This window comes from Streptomyces sp. NPDC054863 (genome assembly GCF_053610825.1).
The window spans coordinates 1-3,237 of sequence record NZ_JBSGZD010000489.1 but is presented as its reverse complement, the minus strand read 5'-3'; the positions used below and the strand labels follow the sequence as shown (position 1 = coordinate 3,237).

Sequence of the window (3,237 nt, the reverse complement as noted above, 5' to 3'; positions counted from 1 at the left end):
TTTCGACGGTCCGGGCCTCTGTCGTTCCCGGGGCCGGCCGTGGTCTCGACGGTGCGGCTCAGGGCCGGTCCCCGTCCGGTTCAGCCGGGCAGGCGGCCGGTTGCGAGCCAGCTCCGTCCGGTGTCGGGGCGCTGCGGGTCGAAGGGCGGCGGCACCGGGCGGCCGTATTCCGCCGTGACCTCTTCCAGCGCGTGCACCTCCGGCTGCCAGCCGTGGCGTGCGAGCCAGGCGTCGGGGTCTTCCGTGGGGCCGCCCTGCCACATGTCGACGAGTTCCTCGGAGAGTGCGCCGCGGGCGCCACGCAGCACCGCGGAGTCCTCCTGGTGGTCCAGCGCGAGGATGCTGCCGGGAGCCGAGTGCGCGGTGACGTGCCCGAGGAGCAGGTCGGCGGCGTCGGGGGTCAGGGCGTAGAGGATGCCTTCCATGAGCCAGGCGGTCGGCAGGCCGGGGTCGAAGCCGGCCGCGCACAGTGCGGCCGGCCAGTCCTCGCGCAGGTCCGTCGAAACCTCCGTCCGCCGGCAGCGGGCTGTGCTGCCGTGAGCCGCGAGTACGGCCGCGCGGTAGGCGAGCGTGTCGGCGAAGTCGACTTCGAAGAGGGCCGTCGCGGAAGGCCAGTCCAGGCGGAACGACCGCGCATCCATGCCGCAGGCCAGCAGCACCACCTGGGTCGTGCCCGCTCGCGCCGCACTGATCAGTACGTCGTCCAGGAAGCGGGTGCGGACGGCCACCTGGTCGGCCATCAAGGTGAACAGCTCGGGCGTGGGGGCCGGTTGAGTTCCTGCCGCGGGGCCGGCATCACCGGAGGCGTCGAGGAAGTGCTGCGCGTAGGGGTCGGCGAAGAGGCGGTCGGGGCGGCGGTGCTCTTGTGCGCGGATCGCCGTCACCCCCAGCGCTGTGGCGGCGACGCCGGTCAGTTCGGGGGTGCCGCCGGCCAGTTCGGGGGCGGGCACGGGGCTGTTCGTCATTGCGTTCCTCCGTTGTGCGGTCGATGCCGGGTCGATCGGCGACTGCTCGGGGGTCCTTCGGGCCCTTCCCGTACGGCAGTTCGGCCTCGCCGATTGCCGGGGAGGGGGAGGTAGGGGGAGAGGGAACGGGAAGCGGGTGCGGGGGTGCCGGTCGCCATCCATGCGCGGATGTGCCGGACCCACCCGGCTGAGATCGCGGGCTCCGGCAGTCCCCCGCGGCGCGGCCCGGCCGCCGGTGTCCGCAACCCGTCGAGGTAGATGTCGAGTTGACGGTGCGCGAGCGCCTCGTCCTGGGAGAACCCCGCGCCGGGCATCGGACGCGCCAGACGAAGGATCATGAAGACGACGTCCCCGGTGACCACGTCACCGCGCAGCAGTCCCGCTTCCCGGGCCCGCGTGATCAGACGGCCGAGGGGGCCGACGGCATCCCGTTCCTCGGCGAACAGCATGACGCCCTCGACCCTGCCGAAGAGCGTCGGCATGACGGTTGCGGCCTTGCTGTCCAGTGCGGCGTGCATGAAGCTCCGCAGGGCCTCGACCGGATCGCTCTCCCGCTGTGCGGCGTCCGTCGCCGCCTCGTACAACGACTCCATGACGTCGACGGCCACCGCCCGGATCAGCGCGCTGCGGCTGGGGAAACGGCGGTAGAGCGTGGCGATCCCCACGCCCGCACGGTCGGCGATCTCGTTCAGTGGTACGTCCGGACCCTCGTCCGCGTACACCTGCCGGGCCGCCCGCAGGATCCGAGCGCGGTTGTGCCGTGCGTCTGCACGCATGGGGCGCCTCCGAGGTACGTGAAACCCGGCCGAAGGCGGAGGGCTTCCTCCGTCCTCGGGAAACCGTAGGGCCGTCGGCCGGCGAAGTCCTCGTCACTGTGGGAAGTGAGAGGGGATCGGCGCCCCGGCCTCCGGGACGCTCCGCACCACCGCGGGCGGCGGCCTGTTCGCATCCGCTCAGGAGGGCGGCGAACGGGCCACCGCTACGGCGGGGGGAGGGGGCGGCCCAACACCGCCGGGAAGACGTGGGAAGACCAGATATCTCCCTTCGTCCTGCGAACGGCTGATATTGGCCTCCTGGTGGCCGCGACGGCCGAACTCCGGGGCCCAGCGGGTGGGGCAGTCCGGTCCTGCGGCGCTCGGGAGCACGCTCGGGACCGCACTCGGGAGCACGCTCGGGAACGCACCCCGGGACCGCGCTCGGGAACGCGCCCCGGGGGCGCATACGGGAGCACCCTCGGGGCCCGGAGTCAGGGCCGCGCCGCCGGTCGGGGGGCTAGCACCACCTTCGATCGGCTGGGTCGCCCCATGCCCTCGGCGGGCCGATTCCGGGATCGTTTCCCTTGTCAGAACGGAACGTTGCGAGACGTCCCCACCGCGATGATTCGAGGCCCGCCGTGAGCGTTACCACTTCCCCCAATTCCATTTCGTACCAGGCGACTTCGGGTCATGCGCATGCGGGCCATGCGGCTTCGGATCGTGCGATGTCGCCGCAGACCGGGTTCCTGCGCGGGCCTTTCGCCGCCACCACCTACCGGGAGATCGGGTACACGTTCACCTCGCTGCCGGTGGCGATCGGCGGGTTCGTGTTCGCGGTGGCGATGTTCTCGACCGGGGCGGCGCTCGCGGTCACCGTGCTCGGGCTGCCGGTGTTCGCCGCGATGCTGGCGGGGGCACGGGGGTTGGGTGCTGCGGAGCGGATGCGGGCGCGGCACGGGCTCGGGCTCAATGTGGAGGGCCCCGGGCCGCTGGGTGCGCCGAAGCGGGACGGCTTCTGGGGGGCGATGTCCCACCGCCTCACGGACAACAAGGGCTGGCAGGCACTGATGTTCCAGGCCGTGATGTTCCCGTGGCGGGTGTTCAGCTTCGTGACCACGGTGGTCTTCCTCGCCGTGGGCTGGGCGGTCGCGCTGCTGCCCGCGTACAACTGGGTCTTTCCGCAGTACGTCGACGGCTGGAGCGGCTACCGGGTGTACGAGTTCACCTCCGGCGGCATCCGCCACACGTACGACCTCACCTCCCCGCTCCAGCTCGCCGCGGTGTCCCTGCTCGGCCTGCTGATCGTCTTCCTCACGCCGAAGCTGGTGCGGGCCCTGACGAACGTGGACCGGGCGGCGGTGCGGGGGCTGCTCGGGAAGTGAGCCGAGTGGGGTGAGCGGAGTGGAGTGAGCGGAGTGGAGTGAGTGAGGGGCCCGGGCCGTGGGGATGCGGTCCGGGTCTCTTCGTCGTTCCACAAGGACGGGAGGGGCGGGGCGGTCCGGCTTCCCGGTCCGCCC

At 72.2% G+C, this 3,237-nt stretch carries 3 protein-coding genes; 1 reads left to right on the top strand and 2 read right to left on the bottom strand.

Annotated elements, in window-relative coordinates; translation table 11 throughout:
• Nucleotides 1-80 precede the first annotated feature (80 nt).
• Together ACWGIG_RS38085 and ACWGIG_RS38080 are read right to left on the bottom strand one after the other, a co-directional pair.
• A complete protein-coding gene (locus tag ACWGIG_RS38085; RefSeq protein WP_453326306.1) occupies nucleotides 81-965 on the bottom strand; it encodes an SAM-dependent methyltransferase in 885 nt (294 codons plus the stop codon).
• The gene (locus tag ACWGIG_RS38080; RefSeq protein ID WP_453326305.1) at nucleotides 962-1,741 is read right to left on the bottom strand and encodes a TetR/AcrR family transcriptional regulator; all 780 of its coding nucleotides are present in this window, start codon (nucleotides 1,739-1,741) and stop codon (nucleotides 962-964) included. Before ACWGIG_RS38080 ends, ACWGIG_RS38085 begins: the two co-directional genes overlap by 4 nt.
• Before the next feature lie 704 nt (nucleotides 1,742-2,445).
• Here ACWGIG_RS38080 and ACWGIG_RS38075 point away from each other — a divergent pair.
• Nucleotides 2,446-3,102 carry a sensor domain-containing protein gene (locus ACWGIG_RS38075; RefSeq protein ID WP_453326304.1) on the top strand — a complete coding sequence of 219 codons (657 nt, stop codon included), beginning with the start codon at nucleotides 2,446-2,448 and terminating at the stop codon, nucleotides 3,100-3,102.
• Nucleotides 3,103-3,237: the final 135 nt, after the last annotated feature.